Below are 19,723 nucleotides of genomic sequence, written 5' to 3'. Positions count from 1 at the left end.
ACGACCGAGACGGTGCACAACCGCATCGCCATGCTGCGGGCCGAGCGGGGCATCAGCCGCCGCCAGCTCGCGGAGGCGCTGGGCGTGCACTACCAGACCGTCGGCTACCTCGAACGCGGCGAGTACAGCGCCAGCCTCTATCTGGCGCTGCGCATCGCCGAGTACTTCGAGGTGCCGGTCGAGGTCGTCTTCTCCACCACGCCGTTTCCGAGGATCGGCAGCGAGGCCTAAAGCTGTTGCAGGAGGTCGATCACGGCCTCGAGCGCCTCGGCGGCGACCAGGGCGGCGACCAGCAGGGTGAGCAGGGCCAGGAAGCGGTAGCGGGGGCGGGCGGGGGTGAGCAGGGCGGCCACCCGCTGGGGGACGGGGCCGGCGGAAACGCCAAGGGCGGCAACGGAAAGCCGGGAGTGGCGGGCGGCGAGGGCGGCGGTGGCGACGGCACGGGCGGTGAGCACGCGGTCACCGATGGCGTCGGCGGCGACCTCGTCGGCCCAACGCTCCACTGTGTACCGAACGACGGCCCGCAGCGGCCACAGCAGGGGCTGGGCGGCGCTGGCGAGGTCGACGAACAGCACGAAGCGGTGGTGGCGCAGGGAAACGTGGGCTCGTTCGTGGGCTAACAATGCTCGGCGCTGGTCGGCGTGCAGGGCCCGGACCATGCCGCGGGAGACCACGACGCCGCCGGGCAGGGCGTAGGCCAGGGGCTCGTCGTCGGGCAGGATGGCCAGCCCGTCAACGGGAATCCGCCACGCGGTGCGCCGGTGCCAGGCGGCGATCGCCCCGGAACCGGTTGCGGCGACAAAGAGAGCAGCCAGGACCGCGCCCAGACGCGGGTCGCCGCCGAGGAACGAGGTCACCGAGGTGACGGCGAGGGTCACGGTGCTGGACACGGCCAGCAGCACCGAGATCCCGGCGATCAGCCAGCTGGTCGGGCGCGGCGGCCACGACCGGCAGCAGACCAACAGCCAGGCCAGCATCGGCGCCAGCAGGGGCACCAGCGCGCCGTCATCCATCCGAGTCCGCGAGCAGTTGTCGCAGCAGCACTTCGTCCTCCTCGCCGAGATCGGTCACGAACCGGGCCAGCACAGTGCGCCGGTCCGGCTCGGCGTCGAGGAGCTTACGCATCCGCCCGGCCACAATCCCGGGTTCGTCCTGCACTGGGGAGTAGGCGTACGCCCGACCTTGCCTCTCCCGTGCAGCCACGCCCTTGTCGTGCAGGCGGGACAGGATCGTGACCACCGTGGTGTACGCGAGCGAGCCGCCCAGCTCGGCCTGCACCTGGGCCGGGGTCATCGGCCCGTCGGCGGCCCACAGCGCCGCCAGCACCTCCGACTCGAGCTCCCCGGATCTGCGTCGCATCGGGACAATCTACGGCGAAAGACCACATACCTGTACGGGCGAAGTCAACTCCGCGCGATGAGGGCACGGACCAGCGGCGCGAACTCGGGGTTGCGCTCGGCCTCGGCCAGGGCGCGCTCCAGCTCGCCGTCGTTGACCGGGCGCGCGGCCTCCAGTAGCGCGAAGCCGGCCTCGGTGACCTCGGTGTAGATGCCGCGCCGGTCGGTGGGGCACAGGTAGCGGCGCAGCAGCCCCCGGTCCTCCAGCCGGTTGACCAGCCGGGTGGTGGCCGACTGGCTGAGCACCACGGCGTCGGCCAGCTGGTTCATCCGAAGGTGGTGCTCCTGCTGGGTGGACAGGGTCAGCAGCACGCCGTACTCCCGCACCGACAGCTCGTGCGAGGCCTGGAGCGCCCGTTCCAGCCGGTCCTCGATGCGGTTGTGCAGCGCCGCCAGCGTGCACCAGCCCTGCGCGCGGCGGACGTCCTCGTCGGCCAGTGTCACGGCTCACTCCTCCTCGGCTTGCCCGCGTCGACATGCCTGGGGCATCCTTGCGTGCAACATTATCAAGCGTCTGCAACTATTGCGGAAGCTCGCTAATTCAGTGTACTGGGAAGGGAAGATCATGCCCGTCGCCCTGCTCGCCCTGGCGGTCAGCGCATTCGGCATCGGCACGACCGAGTTCGTCATCATGGGCCTGCTGCCGGAGGTCGCGACCGACCTGCACGTCACGATTCCGACGGCGGGGCTGCTGATCTCCGGCTATGCCCTGGGCGTGGTCGTCGGGGGGCCGCTGCTGACGGTCGCCGGCAACCGGATACCGCGCAAGAACCTGCTGCTGGGCCTGATGGTGCTGTTCATCGCCGGCAACCTGATCTCGGCGGTGGCCCACAGCTACGCCCTGCTGCTGACCGGCCGCGTGGTCGCGGCGCTGGCCCACGGGGCGTTCTTCGGGGTCGGCTCGGTGGTGGCGGCCAGCCTGGTCCCGGCGGCCAAGCAGGCCAGCGCGATCGCGCTGATGTTCACGGGCCTGACGGTGGCCAACGTGCTCGGTGTGCCCGGCGGCACGGCCCTGGGGCAGGCCTTCGGCTGGCGGTCGACGTTCTGGGCGGTGACGGCGCTCGGCGTGGTCGGCCTGCTCGGCGTGGCGTTCCTGGTGCCGAAGCAGCCGCTGGAGCCCGGCCGGGGCCTACGCGGCGAGCTGGCGGTGTTCAAGCGGCCGCAGGTGCTGCTGGCGCTGGCCATGACGGCGCTGGGCTTCGGCGCGGTGTTCGCGGCGTTCACCTACATCGCGCCGATGATGACCCAGGTCGCGGGCTACTCGAACGGCGCGGTGACCTGGCTGCTGGTGCTGTTCGGCGTCGGCCTGGTGGTCGGCAACCTGATCGGCGGCAAGGCGGCCGACCGCAGGCTCATGCCCAGCCTGTACGTCATCCTGGCCGCCCTGGCCGTGATCCTGGTGGTGTTCGTCTTCACCGCGCACGCCCAGATCCCAGCGGCGATCACCCTGTTCCTGTTCGGCGCCATCGGCTTCGCCACGGTCCCGGGCCTTCAGACCCGGGTGATGCAGCAAGCCGACGGGGCGCCGGCGTTGGCCTCGACGGCGAACATCGCGGCGTTCAACCTCGGCAACGCCTTCGGCGCGTGGCTGGGCGGCGTGGCCATCGACGCCGGCCTGGGCTACACCGCGCCGAACTGGATCGGCGCGGTGCTCGCCCTGGGCGGCCTGGTCGTCGCGGTGGCCTCCGGCCTGCTGGAGCGCCGTCAGCAGACGTGGCCGCCCTCGACCTCCAACGGCACGACCGAGCCCGCGGCGGCCGGCGTGACGTGCAGCGTGAGCAGCCCGTCGGCGTAGACCGGGCGCACGTAGTCCCGCGTGTCCACGACCGTGTCGTCGGCGACGCTGCAACCGACACCGACGACACGGTCGATCGCGCTCGCCGCGACCAGGTCCCGAACCGACAGCGAACCGTGCAAAGCGTCCTGACCCGGGAACCGGAACGCACGACCGCCCTCGCGGGACGACACGACGGCGAAGTCCGCGGGCCCGTCCGACTCGAACCACACGGCGTGGTGCGGGGACGGTTCCCGCACTACCTGCGTGCACAACAGGGTGGCCGAAGGGGCCAGCTCCAAGGCGTAGTGCTCGGCCTCGTGTCGGTCCCGGTGCCCGCCGTCGGAGGAGTAGAGCGTCACCGGACGTCCACGAAGATCGGATTCGAGTACGTCCACAGGTCGCTCCAGGGGTCCACGCCGCCGGCCGGGTCCATGCGAGGCTCGATCGAGCCATCGGCGTGCACGTTGCCGTCCGTGCCGCGCAGCCGCACGTAGAACGGGGCCCGCACGTTGCGGAAAGTGTGCTGGAAGACAGCCACGGGCACGAACCCGCGCCGCGTCTCGAAAGATTCGACGACCCGCACGTTCGGCGTGGCGAAAGTGTCGCGGTCGGCGACCGGCCCGGTGACCTGGCCCTGGATCAGGTCCAGGCGAGCCAGCTTCGGCACGCTGCCGCCGGCGTTGGGCCGGGTCGCCAGCCGGGCCACGATCAACACCGTCACGTTGCCGCCGCGCCGAACCGTCGTCCGCCCACCCAGGGTGACCGGCCAACCGCCCTCGTCGGAGAACACCGTGACCTCGAGACCGGCGAGCAGCCCGCCCATGGCCACCCACACCCGGCCGTTGCGGATGCCGTCCATCACCGCGCGGTAGCTGCGGTCGGTGGCCCCGACGACGGTCCGCGAGTACTGGCCCGGCCAGAAGTCGGCCCAGCTGTGCTTCACGCCGGAATCGACCGGGTCCAGGTGCTTGCCGGTGGCGTTGTAGTCGGCGTCGGGGGAGGGGCTGGTCAGCGTGTCGCCGAAGTTGCGGTGCGAGTCCGAGTTGGACGTGATCCACCAGCCCTTGCCCTCGGCCAGCATCGAGTCCCACAGGCCGCCGAGCTTGGCGGTCATCCAGTCGAAGCCGCCGTGGGTGCGGTAGAGCTCCAGCGGATAGCCGGGCCACGAGTCGACGCCGGGGCTGTTGGAGTAGCCGCCGCGGGCCGCGCCGTTGCCGCCCAGCGCCACGGGCGTGCTGTCGGCCTGGGCGCCGGGGGAGCCCTCCATGCCGACGGCGATGTGCGGGGCGGTGTCACGCCAGTTGCGCAGCTCGTGCGGGGACAGCCGGCCGTTGCGGGACGGGTGGTTGGCCAGGAACAGCGCCGAGTTGATCTTGCCGGCCCTGACCTGGGCGTCCAGCCAGCGCAGGCCCTGCACGGCGGCCAGCTCGTTGGCCGGGGAACTGGGGTTGGTGCCGTTCACGTTGCCGTCGAACAGCCGCTCGAACGTTTGCAGCATCTGGGCTTCGTCGTGCGAGCAGTCGAAGAACACCGTGGCGTGCTCGGCGGCCGGGGTGTTCCACTCCAGGCCCTGCCACAGCAGCAGCCCCCGGTGTTTCCGCCGGGACGCCAGCACGTCGGCGTAGGTCTGCTGCACCGCGTACTTCTCGTGGGCCAGGTAGCCGTGGTCGGTGATGACCATCCAGTCCAGGCCGTTGCGCACGCCCCCGGCGACCTGCTGCTCCACGGTGTACATGGCGTCGTTGGAGTACTGGGTGTGGATGTGGTGGTCGCCGGCCAGCCACTGGTAGCGGCCGGGGCTGTCCCAGGTGGGGCTGGCGGACGCCGTGCCGGCGGTCAGCGCGCCCGCGCCGGCGACCGTCGCGCCGAGCAGGCCGGCGTTGCGCAGGAACCGTCTGCGGCTCACGTCCAGGGGGCGGAGTTCCCGTTCCTGAACGGACATGTCGGCATAATCGGGCGTGTCGCCATGGTGGTGGTGATGGTGGTGGTGCTCGTGCACGGCGTCTCCTCAGGTCTGCGCACACCCGCTGTGGCCGGCCGGACGCTAGGAGCCGGAGATGGCCGGCGCGTGTCCGCGGGCTGAACTCGGGGCGGTTCACCTGGAACGAACAGAGTCGAAACCTCGCCGACACGGGAGACCTTGCGCACGGTCCTATCGTGAGCCTCGTGGTGGAGGTCGGTCGGACCGGAGCTCGCTTCGGGTCGGCGCGCAACCGCGACCGGTGGGAGGACGTCGAACCGGCCGTGGAACAGCGCGAACCGGAGCTACCCGAGCCGGAGGAGTCGGGCCAGCACGACACTGGCCAGCACGAGTTGGCTCCCGAGATCGGGAGAACCGGCGCGCGGTTCGGGTCGTCGCGGGCCCGTTGGCGCTGGCAGCGCGGTCCCGACGAGGAGCCGCCGGCCGAACGGCCGCGGGGCGAGCCGCCGCGTGGCCTTGAGCCGGCCGTCGACGAGCAGCGCTACGACGAGTGGCTCAACGGCGGCCCGCGCGAGGAGCCGGACGAGGCGCTGAGCACCCAGGCGCTGCCGATGCCGCCCCGGTCGGCGCCGCCTCCGCCGCCGGCCTATCCCGAGGACGACTTGGCGTGGGACGACCTCGGTCCCGGCGAGGAGCCCAGCTCGTTGGTGCGCCCTTACGCGCGGACCGGCGGCCGGACCGAGGCGAGTCGGGAACTGAGGCTGGAAACACTGATCTCCGTGCGCAATCCTGACGTAGTACTCGTCATGGAACACCGACGCATCGTGGAGCTCTGCGAGCAGACCCGCTCGGTCGCCGAGGTCGCGGCCGCGCTGCCGGCGCCGCTGGGCGTGGCCCGTGTCCTGATCGACGACCTCATCGAGCTGGGAGTGCTTACGGTGTTCACCGGAGACAGCCGCCCGGACGAGGCGCTGCTGGCCCGGGTGCTGGCCGGTCTGCGCAGACTGTGACCCGTCGGTAACGCTTGACGACCGTCAGGAAGGCGTGAAAAGTTCTCGGCTACTCCGCCGAACGGAGTCCCGGCAGACCAGCCATCCAGGCGGCAGCCGAGGCGAGGAAAGGGGCTGGCCACGTTCCGACTCGCCGACACGGGCCCGCAGCACGAGCCGACCCCGCGACAGGTCGCCGATGATCTTGTCGCGATGCTCAGCTTAGCGGAGAAGATCCAACTCACTCAGCAGGCCCAGCCCGCGCTGCCGCGGCTCGGCCTGCCGGCCGCGGACCTGACGGTGCGCGGCGCCACCGAGGGCATCGAGTCGGACTTCCCGCCGCCGCTCGCGCTGGGCAGCAGCTGGGACCCGGAACTGGTGGCCCGCATCGGGGCCGCGATCGCCGACGAGGTCCGCGCGACCGGCGGGCTGGTCCGGGAGGTCCCGGTCGCCTACCCGTCCTACGACCCGCGGCAGGCCGACAACGACGGCGGATTCGCCGAGGACCCGTTGCTGTGCTCCAAGCTGGCCACGGTGTACGCGCTGGGCATGCGCGGCCCGGAACGGGCCCACCCCAAGACGGTGCCGGTGCTGCGGCACGTGGACATGGGCCGCTGCTCGGTGGCGCCCGGCTTCAACCTGCGGGTGTTCAACGAGTACGAGCTGCCGGTGTGCCGCGCGGTGTTCGAGACCGGCGGCGGGGCCGGGGTGGTGCTGTCCCAGCTGCTGATGGAGGACTACCCGGCGCTGGCCGCGCAGCTGGTGCGGTTCGTGGTGCGGGGCTGGAGCGACGGCGAGGCGGCGATCTGGAGCGAGAAGCTGCCGGACCGGCCGCTGACCTCCGGCGGCCAGGCGCTGGCGCTGCGGCTGGGGGCCGACGCCTTCCTGGGCGGCGGCGACACCGTCGAGGAGATCACCGAGGCCTACCACCGGGGCGAGATCACCGAGCCGCTGATCACCGCCGCGGCCCGCCGGATGCTGATGCTGCGCCTGCAACTGCTGGCCTCCAGCACCGGCCCGGTGATCGTGGACCGGCCGGGGCACCGGGAGCTGGTGCAGCGGGCCGCCCGCGAGTCGATCGTGTTGCTGCGCAACGACGGCCTGCTGCCGCTGCTGGTCGGGCCGGGCATGCGGCTGGCCGTCATCGGCCCGCACGGCGAGGGGCTGGCGGCCGAGCTGGGCCGGCGGGTCACCGCGCAGCACGTGAGCGGTTCGGACCGGGTCACCGTGGCCGGGCTGGACGGCGAGTTCGAGCTGACGGAGTGGCGGCACGGCCGGTACACGCTGGAATCCGAGACCATGGTGGTGGACGCGATCACCGGCCCGGACGGCGAAGTGACCACTGTGGACGGTCAGCCGCTGGAGTGGCAGCGGGTGACCCACGGCATCGCCGACGCGGTGGCGCTGGCCCGCGAGGCCGACGTCGTGGTGCTGGCCGTTGGCGGCCATCCCGAGCTGGACGAGGGAGACCGGTCGACGCTGGAACTGCCGCCGCAGCAACACCAACTGATCCGCGCCGTGCGGGCCGCCAACCCCAACGTGGTGCTGGTCGTGCGCAGCGGCTATCCGTACGCGCTGCGCTGGGAGGACACCTACCTGCCGGCGATCCTGTGGAGCGCGCACCCGGGCCAGGCCTGCGACCGGGCGACCGCGGAGATCCTGTTCGGCGACCACGCCCCGTCCGGGCGGCTGCCGCAGACCTGGCCGCGCGGCGACGAGGACCTGCCGCCCACCCTGGACTACGACCTGATCCAGGCCGGCGGCACGTACCTGTACCAGGAGGCCGAGCCGCTGTACCCCTTCGGCCACGGCCTGACCTACACCACGTTCGAGTACGACAACCTGGACCTGAGCGCCCGGGTGATCGACGCCAAGGGCAGCGTCACCGTGACCGTTCGGGTCCGCAACACCGGGTTCCGCGACTGCCACGAGATCGTCCAGCTCTACACCCGCCAGCTCAACTCGCAGGTGCGGCAGCCGCGAAAGGTGTTGCGGGACTTCAGGAAGGTGCTCGTGCCGGCCCGGGGCAGCCAGACCGTCACGTTCCGGCTGCGCGCCGCCGACCTGTGCTTCTGGGACGTCAACGGGGACAAGTGGACGGTGGAAACCGCGCTGCACGAGGTTTTTGTCGGCGGCTCGTCGGCGAAACCGGCCGCCAGCGCCGTTCTCGACGTGCACGGCAAGACGCTCGCGCCCCGTGCGCTGGCGCGGACCTCGGTCAAGGCCCACTGCTACGACGAGTCGATGGGGCTGGCGCTGGTCGACATGTCCACCGAGACCGGCCCGGTGGTGTCGGCGGTCAAGGACGGCGGCTGGCTCGGCCTGCTCGGCTACGACCCGACCGGCTGCCGCAGCTGGAGCGTCACCGCGTCCAACGACGGCGACGAGCCGGTGTCGGTGGAGCTGCGGGCCGGCGCGCCGGACGGCCGGCTGCTGGGCACCGTGCTGGTGCCGCCGACCACCGACCGCCGCCGGTACGCCGTGGCCACCGGGTCGCTGATGCCGGCCGACGAGGTCGGCGACTTCTTCGTGGTGTTCCCGGAGAAAGGACCGTGGATCACCAGGATCGCCTTCGCCTGAGTCCGCAAGCCCGGGCTCACCCGATCTGGATCGAGCGCTTGGCCAGGCCGAGCCAGAAGCCGTCGATCACGGTGCGCTGCGTGGACAGCTCGTCCTCGCCCGCGCCGAGCGTGACGAACAGCGGCGCGAAGTGCTCGGTGCGGGGGTGGGCCATGCGCCCGGCCGGGGCCTTGTTCTCGAAGTCCAGCAATGAGTCCAGGTCGCCGCTGTCCAGGGCCCGGTGGCCCCAGTCGTCGAACTCGGTCGACCACGTCGGCGTGCCCTCGGCCCGCAGCGCCCGCAGGTTGTGGGTGAAGAAGCCGCTGCCGATGATCAGCACGCCCTCGTCGCGCAGCGGCGCGAGCTTGCGGCCGATCTCCATCAGCCGCTCGGGATCCAGCGTGGGCATGGACATCTGCAGCACCGGCACGTCGGCGTCCGGGTACATCTCCACCAGCGGCACGTACGCGCCGTGGTCGAGGCCCCGGTCGGGGACGTCGTGCACCGAGGCGCCGAGGAGCTGACGGACCCGGTCGGCCAGCTGCGGCGCGCCGGGGGCGGCGTACCGCACGTCGTAGTAGCGCTGCGGGAAGCCCCAGAAGTCGTAGACCAGCGGCACGGTGGTGGTCGCCGACAGGCTCAGCGGGGCCTCCTCCCAGTGCGCCGAGACCATCAGGATCGCCTTGGGCTTGGGCAGGTCCTTCGACCACGCGGCCAGCTGGCCGGTCCACAGCTCGTCGTCGGCCAGCGGCGGCGCGCCGTGGCTGAGGTACAGGGTGGGCAGACGCATGGGACAACCTCCCGCCTAGTTGTTGAACTTTCAACAGGATAGGCGGGAGGTAGTTCAAATTTCAAGTACAGCTACCAGGTGACCGGCAGCTCGGTCACCCCGGACAGCGCGCCCATCGGCCGCCGCGGCACCTCGTCCACCGGCACGGCCAGCCGCAGCGTCGGGATGCGGCGGAACAGCTGGGTGAAGGCGATCTCCAGCTCGGCCCGGGCCAGGTTCTGGCCGAGGCACTGGTGGATGCCGAAGCCGAAGGCCAGGTGGTGGCGCATCGGGTTGGCCACGTCCAGCTCGTCGGACTGCTCACGGTCGGCGATGGCGCTGGCCACCAGCACGCCGTCGCCGGCCTTGATCGTCACGCCGCCGAGCTCGATGTCCTCGGTGGCCTGGCGGGGCAGCATGCCGGCGATAGTCAGGTAGCGCAGCAGCTCCTCCACGGCCGCCGGGACCGCCGCCTCGTCGGCGCGGACCTTGGCCAGCTGCTCGGGGTTGTCCAGCAGCAGCATCGTGCCCAGCGAGATCATGGTGGACGTGGTGTCGTGGCCGGCGATCAGCATCACCATGCCCAGGGTGGCCAGCTCGGCCTGGTCGAGGTGGCCCTCGGCCAGCTGCTCGGCGACGAGGTCGTCGAGCAGGCCCTCGCCCGGGTTCTCGATCTTCCTGCCCACCAGCTCGTGCAGGTACTTGATCAGGTTCTGGAGGGCCAGGCCGTCGGCGTCGAGCCGGCGGCGGGACTGCTCCTCGAAGAACTCGTGGTCCTCGTAGGGCGCGCCCAGCAGTTCGCAGATCACCGTGGACGGCACCGGCAGCGCGAAGCCGGCCAGCAGGTCGGCCGGCGGCCCGGCGGCGATCATCGCGTCCAGCCGCTCGGTCACGATGCGCTCGATCCTGGGCCTGAGGGCGTTGATCTTGCGGACCGTGAAGGACGGGATCACCATGCGCCGCAGGCGGGTGTGCACCGGCGGGTCGTTGGCGACCAGCGTGGCGTTCATGTTGGTCGGCCGGTTCATCGCCGGCAGCGGCGCCGGCGACGGGAAGCCCGGCCGGCCTCGGTCGGACGACACGCGCGGGTCGGACAGCAGCGCGCGGGCCTCGGCGTGGCCGGTGACCAGCCAGGCGGTGCTGCCGTCGTAGAGCCGGACCTGGCTCACCGGTCCGCGTTCGCGCAGCTCAGCCGCCCCGTCCGGCGGGTCGAACGGGCAGGAGCGGGTCAGCTGGAGATCCGGGATGGTGTCGGTCATGAGTGTTCCCCCACTGCTTTAAGAAACGTACAGTATCTTCATTTCGAGGCTAGACTCCCCGGACAAGAAACGCAACGGATCTAATCGGGAGCCCCATGTCCGGCGCTCGACGACGCGGCGAGGAACTGGAACACGCGCTGCTCACCGCCGCGTGGGCCGAGCTGCTCGAGGTCGGCTACCCCAAGCTGACCATGGAGAACGTGGCCGTGCGGGCCGGCACCAGCAAGCCGGTGATCTACCGCCGCTGGCCCACCCGGGCCAAGCTGGTGATCGCCGCCCTCGCCCACAACCTGCCGCTGCAGAACGAGGACGTCGACACCGGCTCGCTACGCGGCGACCTGCTGGAGATCGTCGGCCGCGGCATCCGCCGCTACACCCGCATGCCCGGCGACACCCTGCCCGGCCTGATCACCGAGACCTTCCGCGACCCCGAGGTCTTCGAGGAACTCCGCGGCCGTCTCCGTCAGGACGAGGTCGTCCAGCTCCTCCGCCCCCTGCTCGCCCGCGCCGTCGCCCGCGGCGAACTGGCCACCGACCAGATCAGCGACCGCGTCCTGCGCCTGCCCTTCGACCTCCTGCGCAGCGAAACCCTGCTCTACGGCGTCCTCGTCGACGACACCACCATCACCGAGATCATCGACGACCTGGTCCTCCCCCTCTACCACCACCACGCCGGTTCAGCGGCGGGCTAGGGTGTCGATGATGCCTTCGCAGGTGCGGACCACGGTCTTGGCGGCGTCGGTCTGGGCGCGGCGCCACACGGGGTTGGAGGCGTAGGCCTGCCAGCGGTCCAGGACGCCGAGGGCGAGCTGGAGGTGGTCCTGGTCGTCGTCGAGGCCGAGGCGGCTGGCGGGGCTGGTGCCGCCCCGGCCGAGCAGGCGTTCGGCTTCGGCGGCGATCTCGCTGGGGAGCTCGACGCGGCCGGTCTGCAACGCCGCCAGCAGGCGCAGTTCGCGGAAGTCCTGGGTGGTGACCTGGATCCGCTCGACCTCGGCGTGCAGGCCCCGGGCGTCGGGGCGGGGTTCGGCCCGCAGCACGGTCTCGACGGCGACCAGAGCCGAGCGGGCCTTCAAAACCGGGGCGCGCTCGGTGAAGTGGCGTTGGACCGCCAGCCGAAGGTCGTTCAAACCGCTGCGCTGCACCAGTTCCGTGGCCAGGCGGCTGGGATCGCCGTAGCCGCGGCGCACCAGGGTGGTGGACAGGCGCACGCCGAACAGGCCGAGCCGTTCCAGCAAACCCTGCCGCAGCACGACATCTTCCAGCGACGGGTTGAGGAACCGGTCGGTGGACAGGAGAAGCTCGTCGAGCTCCTCCCGGGGCAGCGCGGCCAGGGCGGCCAGGGTGTCGAACTCGGCGTCGGTCAGGGTGCGGCCGGCGACGGCCAGAAGTCCGTCCACGGCAACGACATCCTGGCACAGCTCGCCCAGCTCGGGCTCGGCCCGCAGCCGCCGGGCGACCATCTTGGCCGAGGTCATGGCGTCGACCCGGCCGCCGCCGAGCTCGTCGGCCCGCGACAGCACGACGATCGTGTTGACCGGAATCGGATTGCCCTGGAGGGCCTGCCGGTCCTCGGCCCGCACCGGCCCGGTCAGGTGCAGCACGGCGTCCACATCGGACGTGTGCCCCTCGACGAAGTCGTCCTCGTCCAAGGCGTCCAGCAGGGTCGACTTGCCGGCCTTGGCTCGGCCGGTGACGCCGACCCGCAGCGGCTCGTCGAACAGCTGCCGTTGCTGGGTGAGGAAGTTCACCGCCTTGACGCTGCCGCGGTACAGGCGCAGGGCCCACTCCAGCATGGCCCGGGCGTCCTCGGTGAGCACCTCCTGGGTGATCATGAGGTCAGCGCCAGGGCCTGGGCACGCTGCCGGAGCGCCACCAATGTGTTGATCTCCTCGGTGATGGTCTGGTTGCGCTGGTTGCGGGCCTGCAGGTCGGCGGTGGCCAGCTCGCGGGCCCGCCGGATGGAGTCGCTGAGCGCGTCCTGCAACTGCTCGGCCTGCTCGGTGAAGTGGTCCCGCAACCGCCGCTGCACCTGCCGCAGCGCGTCCCGGCTGTGTTTGCCCACTTGGAACACCAGCTCGTCGACGTGCCGCTGCACCGCCGTCTTGGCCACGGCCTGACGGCGTTTGAGCTGCATGTCCCGATCTTCCTGCAACGTCTTCGCGCCCATCACGGCGCCGGCGCCGACGGACACGAAGTTCACCAGCCCCATGCCCAGCAGGCTGGTCAGCAGGCCGAACATCAGCATGCCGCTGTACGAGCCGCGCAGGCCCGTGATCGCCTTGTTGGCGATGCCGGGCGGGGCCAGGTCCGGGGTGTGCAGCCCGCCCAGCCGCTCCAGCACCGAGGCCGGATCGCGGAAACCCAGTTCCGGCAGGGTGCCGCGGCTCTCCTCGTCGAACTGCTCGGCGATGCGCTGGGCCAGCCAGTGGGTGCGCTCCACGGTCCAGTCGTAGTTGCGCAGCACGGCGTCGGTGAGCTTGTCGGCCAGCCAGTCGCCGAACTGCTCCCAGGTCTTGGCCGGATCGGCCTTGTCGAAGGCCTCGTCGGTGTGCCGCAGGATGATCCGGGTCCGCTCGCGCAGATCGTGGTCCACATCGGACATCAGGTCGGCCATGCCGTCCATCAGCATGTTCTGCCACCGCGAGGACTGCCGGCGCAGCAGTTCGGCCGCGCGCTGGGCGTCCTCCAGCCCGGCCAGCGAGGACGGGTCCTGTGTGGACAGTTCGGCCCGCAGCCCGAGCGAGGCCTGCTCGGTCACGGCCAGGATCGCCTCCGAGGCCGACCGGCGGGCCAGCAACCCGGCCTGGGCCTTGACCGTGTTCTCCAGGTATCCCACCAGGGCGGGAAAACCGGATTCCTCGTTGACCGCGGTGCTGCCGGTGGACAGGGCCCGCTCGCGCAGCACCGAGGACACCGCGACCAGGGGGATGGCCAGCCCGGCCTCGGCCAGCATCATCCGGTCGCGTTCCAGGTGCGACCGCCAGCGCGGGCTCATGTCGGTCTTGGTCAGCACCCCGAGCACGTTGGGGCAGATGGTGGTGGCGAACCGCAGGAACTGCAGCTCGGTGGGGGAGAGCTCGGTCAGCGAGTCGGTCACCGCCAGCACCGCGTCGGCCTCGGCCAGCTCGGCCAGGGTGCGGCTGGTGTGCTCGGACCGCAGGCCGTCCACACCGGGAGTGTCGACGATGACCAGGCCGCCGGACAGCACCGCCCGGGGCACCCCGATCTCGGCCCGGACCACCTGCCCGCCGCTGATCTCCTGGGCGACCTGCTCAAGGCCGACCGACTCCAGCCGCTGCTGCCCGGGCCGCACCACCGCCGCCCAGGCCTGCTCGGCGTGCCGGATCACCGCGGGGGCGGCGCTGGCCACGTCGTCGTGCACCGGGCACACCGACACGCCCAGCAGGGCGTTGACCAGCTGGCTCTTGCCCTGTTTGAGACCACCGACCACGACGACCCGGATCGCCGGGTCGGCGAGTCTGCCCCGCAGGCGGCTGAGCCTGCTGGTCAGGTCGCGCCGGCGGCCGATGGCCGGCTGTCGGAGCGCCTCGTCGATCACATCGAGGGCCGTCATGGTCATCACCCGAAAGATTGTGTCCTTTCCGATCGGGTGATGCACACCAGGCCGGGCCCACGCTGAGGGAGCGGGCCCGGCCTGGAGATCACATGCCGACGTTCGGAGCTGTGCCGATCAGAGATCCGGACAGGATCAGAAGCCGGGCAGGTGGGAGGCGTCGAGGTTGTGGGTCACGTCGTTGACGTGCACGCCGCCCAGGTTGATGTTGCCGATGTCGCCGATGTGGTTGTCGGAGCCGATGTTCAGGTCCTTGACCGTGGTGTCGGCCACGTCGCCCACGTGCTGGAGCACCTGGTCGCCGTGCACCGTGTTGGCCACCGTGTTGACCGTGTCCAGGGTGTGGGACACGTTCGCGACGCTGGTCGCGGCGCTGATCGGGTCGTGCGCGATGCCGGTGACCACGTGGATCGGGTCGCCGGCGGCGATCTTGGTGATGTCGGTGATGTTGTTGGCCGTGCCGGCCACCACCTTGGTCAGGCCGTCCACGTCGACCGAGTGCACCGCGGTGGTGACGTGGCCGCTGGCGTCGGCCACGACCTTGCCGGCCACCGGCACGCCGCCGGCGACACCGGCGACGGTGTGGGTGGTGGTGTCCAGCGTCTTGGTGATGTCGGCGTCCGCGGTGGCGGTCACCGAGCCGACGGTGCCGACCAGGGTCTCGGCGGTCGGGACGGCCGGGATGCCGCCGTGGGCGACGACCGGCACCTGGGCGGCCAGCTGCTGGACCTGGTCCAGGGAGCGGGCCGGGTTGGCGGCCACGCCGCGGACCTGGTCGACCAGCGCGGTCGGGTCGGCCGGCAGGCCCGGCACGGTGGGCAGGCCCGGGACGGCCGGGATGGCGGCGGTGAGGCCGTCCAGCGGCAGGTTGGGCAGGGTGGGCAGGCCGGCGGTGGGCAGGCCGGCCACCGGGAGGGCGCCGGTCAGGGCGTCGACCGGGAGGGCGCGGGCGACGCCGTCGACCGGCAGGGCGCCGGTGAGGCCGTCCACGGGAAGAGCGCCGGTCAGGCCGTCGACCGGCAGCGCGCCGGTGAGGCCGTCCACGGGAAGAGCACCGGTGAGACCGTCGACCGGGAGAGCGCCGACGGGCAGGTCGCCGACGGGCAGGTCGCCGACGGGCAGGCCGCCAACGGGCAGGCTGCCGACCGGGAGGGCGCTGGTCAGCTGGTGGGCCAGCTGCTGGAGGGTGTCGATGGCGCCGCCGGTGCCCGGCAGCGAGGGCAGACCCGGCACCGCGCCGGCGACGGTCTGCTCGAACGCCTCGACCACGTGGGTCGGCGCGTAGTCCATCACGAGCGGCAGGATCTCGTGCACGTCGGCGGCGGTGATGTCGCCGAGGCCAGCGGTCTGCAGAACACCCTCGGGGTTGCTCACGAACTGCGTCAGCGAAGCGGGGTCGCTGAGCAGCTTCAGGGTGAAGGCTTGCAGCGTCATGGCCATGGGGTGGTGCTCCTGACTTCCATCGGGGGACTTGACGGGGAGAGTCACGGTCTGCGCCGTGATGGAGACGAACCGTAGGGGCTCGCCGCCCGTACGCCATCCGGGATCACTCCCAGTCCTGTCGGCCCGAGCACTAGGGATCGGGCTCGGGGCCGGGCCTGGGGGACTAGGGAACCCCCTTCGTTACGGGCCCAGATCACGAATGGGTTACCTTGGCCCCTCACGACATGAGCCCCGGCCGCAGCGCCTCGCGGAGGAACACTTGCCGTACACGCTAGGGATCGATGTCGGCGCCAGCCGCGCCGCCGCGGCCATCACCAGGCTCGACGGACCCCACCGGGGCGCCCCGCACCCGGTCTCCCCGGTCTCGGCCGACCCCGGCCCGTTCGTCGGCCGCATCGGCGACGACGTGCCCATCGTCCTGGGCAATCGCCAGCACAACGCGCACGAGTTGATGGCATCGGGCATCGACCGCATCGTCGAGCAGGTCGCCGCCCACCACGGCGACCGGCCGGCCCGGGTCACCGTCACGCACCCGCCCACCTGGGGCCCCTACCGCATCGACCTGCTGCGGGACGCGCTGTCCCGAGTCGGCTTGGGGGACTCGGTCCTAGTGCCCGAGCCGGTCGCCGCGGCGGTGGCCGCCGCCGCCCGGCACCGCATCGACGGCCCGGCCCCGATCGCCGTGTACGACCTCGGCGGCACCTCGGTGACGGCCACCCTGCTGCGACCGGTCCAGGGCGGCTTCGAGATCATCGGCCGCTCCGAGACCGCACGGCACCCGGCCGGCGCCGACTTCGACGACGAACTGGTCGCCCTCGTGACAGCGGGCAATCCGAACGCTGGCGCGGGCCGACCGGACCCCGGCGCGGCCTGGGACGACCTGCTCAAGCTGCGGCAGGAGTGCGTGCAGGCCAAGCACGCGCTCTCCGCCGCGGCCGAGGTCGTCGTGTCGCCGTCGCAGGTCCGGGTGACCCGTGGCGAGTTCGAGGAGCTGATCAGACCGTTGTTGCACCAAGGAGTGGATGTCTTGCTGCGGGCGTTGTCGGGTGCGGGTCTCACGCCGGACCGGCTGGGCGCGGTGGTGCTCGTCGGCGGCTCGGCGCGGATGCCGCTGGTCCGCCAGGTGCTGATGGAGCGCCTGCGCCGGCCGGTGCTGGTGGACGGCGCGCCGGAGGCCACCGTGGCCGCCGGGGCGGCGCTGCTGGCCTCGCGGTCGCTGCCCGAACCGGGTAATCCGGTCGCCGAGACGGTGGTCATGGCCAAGATCACCGACGAGACCGTGGTGCTGTTCCCGATGCAGGACCCCGACCTCGACGACGACGAGGACAAGACCGAGGAGCCGCCGGCCAGACCGCCGGTGGAGACCGAGCCCCCGGAGCTGGTGCCGGCCAAGCCGGCGCTGGCCGCGGCCGCCCCGCGTCCCGCCGGCCGGCGCCGCCGGCGCAAGGCCAGCCGGCGCGGCCTGGTCATCGGCATCATGACCCTGTTGCTGGTGCTGGCCTGCGCCTATCTCGTTCTGCAGTACTTCAACACCCCAATAGGGGGCGGTCTGTGACGGTGCTGGAGACCGATCTGCGGCAGCTGGACGAGTCGATCACCGCCGACCCGTCCGCGCCGAGAGTGGTCGGGGTCCGCGCGCCCGGCGGTTACGGCAAGACCGCCCTGCTCACGCGGTGGGCCCAGCTCTATCGCGACGCCGGCGTGCCGGTGTACGACGGCCGGCACGAGCTGCCGACACGCGACGCGGCCGTGCTCGTCGACGACGCCCACCGGCTCGACGACGACCGGCTGCGCGCGCTGCGGGGGCTGGCGGTCTCGGGCAGCGCCCAGCTGGCCGTGGCCTACCGGCCGTGGCCGCGGCGGGCGGCGCTGACCGAGCTGGTCGACGCCGTGACCCGGGTGCGGCCGCCGGTGCTGCTCGGGCCGCTGAGCCGGGCCCAGATCGGCGAGCGGGCCGGGCTGCTGCTCGGCGCCAAGCCGTCGGACGACCTCGTCGACCTGGTCGGCGAGCAGACCGGCGGCGTGCCCCGGTTCGTCGACCGGCTCGTACGGGCCGTGTCTGGCACCACCGACTGTTCGGTGCCGGCCGCGGCGGTCGAGGCGTTCCGTTATGAGGTGGAGAACCTCGACGACGGCGTGCGCCGGCTGCTGCTGGCCACCGCCCTGGGCGCGGGCCTGCGGACCGACCTGCTGGCCTCGCTGCTGGGGCTGGACCTGGAGGCCCTGGGTGACGCCATGGACGGCGCCCGGGCCAGCGGCCTGGTCGACGAGTACGGGATGCTGCTGCCGATAGCGCAGCGGGCGCTGGTCGCGCTCAGCCCGTGGGAGCGGCGGCTGAGCCTGCACCAGCGGCTGATCGAGATCCAGCAGGCCCGGGGCGGTCCGCTGCTGCCGCTGGTCCGTCCGCTGCTCGGGGCGCCGGTGAGCGGGGCGCTGTTCGCCTCGGCGTTCAAGACCGCCGGGGACGAGGCGCTGGCCGAGTCGCCGGCCCTGGCCGCCCGGCTGTTCACCGCCGCCGTCGACGCCGGCGAGCCGGCGCTGGCGTTGGCGGCGCGGCGGGCCGAGGCCGCCGCGCTGTCCGGGGACCTGGACGGCGGCTTACGGCTGGCCGACCAGGCGATCGCCGCCGAGGCGGCGGCCGACCGCGCCCATGGGGCCAGCGTCGCCGCGGCCGTGCTGGCCCACCGGGGTCTGTTGGGCAGCAGCACCGAGTTGTACCGCTGGGCCGGCGAGGGCTCGGCCGTGCCGTTCGCGGCGTTGGGGCTGATCGGCACCGGCCGGCTGGCCGAGGCCGACGAGCTGCTGTCCCAGCCGGGCAGCGGCGGGCCGCCGACCCTGCTGGCCGGGGCCGCGCGGCAGCTGGCCCAGGGCGTGCGGGAGTCGGTGACCGGCTCGGCCACCACCGCCCTTGCCACCCTGACCCGGGCCGCCGTGCTGATCGAACCGTTGGGGCGCAACGTCTTGCTGCCCGACACCCCGGCCGCCCTCGCCGCGCTGGTGGCCATGCACTGCGGCGAGTTCGCCGTCGCCGAGTCGGTCCTGCGGCGGGCCATCGACTCCGGCATGGGCGGGGCCATCGCCCTGCGTCGACACCTGCTGCTGCGGGGCTGGACGGCCATGCTGCGGGGCGGCTTCGAGGCCGCCCGGGCCGATCTGCTGGCCGCCACCGCCAGCGGGTCGGTCGAGCCGCGGGACTGGCTGCTGGCCACCGGCCTGGAGATCGGGCTGGCCCGCCGGGACAGCGACCTGTCGGCGCTGCGCACCGTGTGGGATCGGGCCCGGGAGGCCATCGTCCGGCACCCCGCCGACCTGTTCGCCCTGCTGCCGCTGGGCGAGCTGGCCGTCGCCGCCGGACGGCTGCACGACACCGAGCGGCTGGCCCCGCACCTCGGGCAGGCCACGGAGTTGTTGCAGCAGCTGGGCAATCCGCCGCTGTGGTCCACCCTGCTGTCGTGGAGCCGGATGCACGCCGCCGTGCTCGACGAGCATCCCGAGGACGCCGGCCGGCACGCCGCCGACCTCGCCGCCTACGCCCCCGCCCATCCCTACTGCGCGGCCGTCGCCGACGCTGCCCGGGTGTGGGTCAAGCTGCTGGCCGGCGACGTCGACGCCGACGAGACCGAGGCCTCGGCCCGGGCGCTGGCCGCCGCCGGCCTGGTCTGGGACGGCGCCCGGCTGGCCGGCCAGGCCGCCATCCGCACCGCCGACCGGGCCGCGATGGTCGCTTTACTGGACTGCGCCCGGATCATCCAGGGCCGGCAGCAGGAGCCGGCCCAGGAGACCCCGCTCGCCGACTCCGCCACCACCCTGTCCGAGCGGGAGCGGGAGGTCGCCGAGCTCGTCGTCAGCGGCCTGACCTACAAGCAGATCGGCGAGAAGCTGTTCATCTCGGCCAAGACCGTCGAGTACCACGTGGCCCGCATGCGCCAACGGCTCGGCAGCGACACCCGCAGCGACCTGCTCAACCAGCTCAGAGGCCTGCTCGGCACCCGGGCCTAGGTGGTGTCCCGTGGATCTGGGCGATGAGAGTCGGGA

The 19,723-nt window shown here is 72.3% G+C and carries 17 protein-coding genes; 7 read left to right on the top strand and 10 right to left on the bottom strand.

Annotated features, from left to right (window positions below; all coding sequences use genetic code 11):
• Positions 1–30 precede the first annotated feature (30 nt).
• Positions 31–231, top strand: coding sequence for a helix-turn-helix transcriptional regulator (locus ACIG5F_RS13545; RefSeq protein ID WP_396518104.1), 201 nt, complete (start codon positions 31–33; stop codon positions 229–231).
• Here the strand turns inward: ACIG5F_RS13545 and ACIG5F_RS13540 are convergent.
• From ACIG5F_RS13540 to ACIG5F_RS13530, 3 genes are read right to left on the bottom strand one after another with little or no spacing between them, the layout of a single operon-like run.
• Positions 228–1,013, bottom strand: coding sequence for a M56 family metallopeptidase (locus ACIG5F_RS13540; RefSeq protein ID WP_396517940.1), 786 nt, complete (start codon positions 1,011–1,013; stop codon positions 228–230). The genes ACIG5F_RS13545 and ACIG5F_RS13540 overlap by 4 nt on opposite strands.
• A complete protein-coding gene (locus ACIG5F_RS13535) occupies positions 1,006–1,359 on the bottom strand; it encodes a BlaI/MecI/CopY family transcriptional regulator (RefSeq protein WP_396517939.1) in 354 nt (117 codons plus the stop codon). The genes ACIG5F_RS13540 and ACIG5F_RS13535 overlap by 8 nt, the downstream gene beginning before the upstream one ends.
• Before the next feature lie 44 nt (positions 1,360–1,403).
• Positions 1,404–1,841, bottom strand: coding sequence for a MarR family winged helix-turn-helix transcriptional regulator (locus ACIG5F_RS13530; protein WP_396517938.1), 438 nt, complete (start codon positions 1,839–1,841; stop codon positions 1,404–1,406).
• Positions 1,842–1,962: 121 nt separating this feature from the next.
• Here ACIG5F_RS13530 and ACIG5F_RS13525 point away from each other — a divergent pair, with 121 nt between their 5' ends.
• A complete protein-coding gene (locus ACIG5F_RS13525; RefSeq protein ID WP_396517936.1) occupies positions 1,963–3,192 on the top strand; it encodes an MFS transporter in 1,230 nt (409 codons plus the stop codon).
• Here ACIG5F_RS13525 and ACIG5F_RS13520 read toward each other — a convergent pair.
• On the bottom strand, positions 3,102–3,533 hold the full coding sequence (locus tag ACIG5F_RS13520) for a hypothetical protein (protein ID WP_396517935.1): 432 nt from the start codon (positions 3,531–3,533) through the stop codon (positions 3,102–3,104). The genes ACIG5F_RS13525 and ACIG5F_RS13520 overlap by 91 nt on opposite strands.
• A complete protein-coding gene (locus ACIG5F_RS13515) occupies positions 3,530–5,116 on the bottom strand; it encodes a PHP domain-containing protein (RefSeq protein WP_396517934.1) in 1,587 nt (528 codons plus the stop codon). The genes ACIG5F_RS13520 and ACIG5F_RS13515 overlap by 4 nt, the downstream gene beginning before the upstream one ends.
• A gap of 215 nt (positions 5,117–5,331) precedes the next feature.
• Here ACIG5F_RS13515 and ACIG5F_RS13510 point away from each other — a divergent pair, with 215 nt between their 5' ends.
• Together ACIG5F_RS13510 and ACIG5F_RS13505 are read left to right on the top strand one after the other, a co-directional pair.
• Complete coding sequence (locus tag ACIG5F_RS13510; protein ID WP_396517933.1) at positions 5,332–6,105, top strand: DUF742 domain-containing protein; 774 nt, start codon at positions 5,332–5,334, stop codon at positions 6,103–6,105.
• Between the two features lie 192 nt (positions 6,106–6,297).
• Complete coding sequence (locus ACIG5F_RS13505) at positions 6,298–8,664, top strand: glycoside hydrolase family 3 C-terminal domain-containing protein (RefSeq protein ID WP_396517931.1); 2,367 nt, start codon at positions 6,298–6,300, stop codon at positions 8,662–8,664.
• A 16-nt stretch (positions 8,665–8,680) separates the two neighbouring features.
• On the opposite strand, the gene ACIG5F_RS13500 is transcribed toward ACIG5F_RS13505, so the two are convergent.
• Positions 8,681–9,433 (bottom strand): dioxygenase, encoded by a 753-nt coding sequence (locus tag ACIG5F_RS13500; protein WP_396517930.1) that lies wholly within the window; start codon positions 9,431–9,433, stop codon positions 8,681–8,683.
• 71 nt (positions 9,434–9,504) lie between these two features.
• On the bottom strand, positions 9,505–10,671 hold the full coding sequence (locus ACIG5F_RS13495) for a cytochrome P450 (protein WP_396517929.1): 1,167 nt from the start codon (positions 10,669–10,671) through the stop codon (positions 9,505–9,507).
• A 95-nt stretch (positions 10,672–10,766) separates the two neighbouring features.
• Between ACIG5F_RS13495 and ACIG5F_RS13490 the strand changes: the two genes are divergently transcribed.
• Positions 10,767–11,363 (top strand): TetR/AcrR family transcriptional regulator, encoded by a 597-nt coding sequence (locus ACIG5F_RS13490; RefSeq protein ID WP_396517928.1) that lies wholly within the window; start codon positions 10,767–10,769, stop codon positions 11,361–11,363.
• Here ACIG5F_RS13490 and ACIG5F_RS13485 read toward each other — a convergent pair.
• The 3 genes from ACIG5F_RS13485 to ACIG5F_RS13475 all read right to left on the bottom strand — a co-directional run bounded on the left by ACIG5F_RS13485 (position 11,349) and on the right by ACIG5F_RS13475 (position 15,679).
• On the bottom strand, positions 11,349–12,503 hold the full coding sequence (locus ACIG5F_RS13485) for a hypothetical protein (protein WP_396517927.1): 1,155 nt from the start codon (positions 12,501–12,503) through the stop codon (positions 11,349–11,351). The genes ACIG5F_RS13490 and ACIG5F_RS13485 overlap by 15 nt on opposite strands.
• Positions 12,500–14,245: a dynamin family protein gene (locus ACIG5F_RS13480; protein ID WP_396517926.1), complete on the bottom strand. Its 1,746-nt coding sequence runs from the start codon at positions 14,243–14,245 to the stop codon at positions 12,500–12,502. The genes ACIG5F_RS13485 and ACIG5F_RS13480 overlap by 4 nt, the downstream gene beginning before the upstream one ends.
• A 135-nt stretch (positions 14,246–14,380) precedes the next feature.
• Positions 14,381–15,679, bottom strand: coding sequence for an IniB N-terminal domain-containing protein (locus tag ACIG5F_RS13475; RefSeq protein ID WP_396517925.1), 1,299 nt, complete (start codon positions 15,677–15,679; stop codon positions 14,381–14,383).
• A gap of 268 nt (positions 15,680–15,947) precedes the next feature.
• Between ACIG5F_RS13475 and ACIG5F_RS13470 the strand changes: the two genes are divergently transcribed.
• Both ACIG5F_RS13470 and ACIG5F_RS13465 read left to right on the top strand, forming a co-directional pair.
• Entirely contained in the window at positions 15,948–17,243 is a 1,296-nt protein-coding gene (locus ACIG5F_RS13470) for an Hsp70 family protein (RefSeq protein ID WP_396517924.1), read from the top strand.
• Positions 17,240–19,687 (top strand): LuxR C-terminal-related transcriptional regulator, encoded by a 2,448-nt coding sequence (locus tag ACIG5F_RS13465; protein ID WP_396517923.1) that lies wholly within the window; start codon positions 17,240–17,242, stop codon positions 19,685–19,687. The genes ACIG5F_RS13470 and ACIG5F_RS13465 overlap by 4 nt, the downstream gene beginning before the upstream one ends.
• Positions 19,688–19,723: the final 36 nt, after the last annotated feature.

It is taken from the genome of Kutzneria sp. NPDC052558 (assembly GCF_044547355.1).
GTDB lineage: Bacteria > Actinomycetota > Actinomycetes > Mycobacteriales > Pseudonocardiaceae > Kutzneria.
The sequence above is the reverse complement of the archived record's forward strand: the minus strand, read 5'-3'. Positions and strand labels throughout refer to the sequence as shown.